The following is a 726-nucleotide window of genomic DNA, read 5'->3' as shown; positions in this document are numbered from 1 at the left end:
GACGAGACCCTGAAGCAGGGCGCCATTCATGCATTGGAACATGTCGACCGTTGCGCGACGATCGGCGAACCGGACTGGATAGCGGACGCACAACGCTTTCTGCCGTCCTCACCACCCATCGAAATCAGGCATTTCAGGACGGAGGACGAGGCTGCCGCCTGGCAATGGCTTGCCGCACAGCCTATCGGGGCAACAGCATCCGGCGCCCCTACCTGACGATCGTCAGCCGCTCGGCCGCCCGCGTGATGGCGGTGTAGAGCCAGCGCTGGCGGGTTTCCTTGAAGGCCCAGCTTTCATCGAACAGCACGATCTCGTTCCACTGTGAGCCCTGCGCCTTGTGCACGGTCAGCGCGTAGCCATAGTCGAAATCGTCGAAGCGCTTCTTCTGCTGCCAGGGGATATCGGCGTCCGGATCCTCGAACGCCGCCTTGAGCAGCTTGATCTTGGCGACGCCGCGATCCGGATCGTCCTCTTCCGGCGACACCAGAAGGTTGATGCCGGGCTTCACCGTCTCGCGCGACGATGTCATCACCTTCCACAGCGAGCCGTTGAGCAGGCCCTTTGCCGGATCGTTGCGCAGGCAGACGAGCTTGTCGCCGGCCTGCGGATAGTCGGCGTTGAAGCCCTTGAGCTCGCGCAGCCGCTGATTGTAGCGGCGCCGCGTGCGATTGGTGCCGACCAGCACCTGGTCCGCCTTCAGCACCAGTTCCTGGGTAACGTCTTCCT

At 63.2% G+C, this 726-nt stretch carries 2 protein-coding genes; one reads left to right on the top strand and one right to left on the bottom strand.

What is annotated here, in order from left to right; translation table 11 throughout:
• A partial coding sequence (locus tag EN969_RS33820) for an STAS/SEC14 domain-containing protein (RefSeq protein WP_164758786.1) occupies positions 1–216 on the top strand: 216 nt, incomplete at its 5' end.
• Here the strand turns inward: EN969_RS33820 and EN969_RS33815 are convergent.
• Positions 209–726 (bottom strand): ATP-dependent RecD-like DNA helicase (locus EN969_RS33815; protein WP_164758785.1); only part of this gene is annotated, 518 nt, incomplete at its 5' end. The genes EN969_RS33820 and EN969_RS33815 overlap by 8 nt on opposite strands.

The sequence above is a fragment of the Mesorhizobium sp. M7A.F.Ca.CA.003.01.2.1 genome, from assembly GCF_003998945.1.
Classification (GTDB): domain Bacteria; phylum Pseudomonadota; class Alphaproteobacteria; order Rhizobiales; family Rhizobiaceae; genus Mesorhizobium; species Mesorhizobium ciceri.
This window is presented reverse-complemented; position numbering and strand designations above follow the sequence as displayed.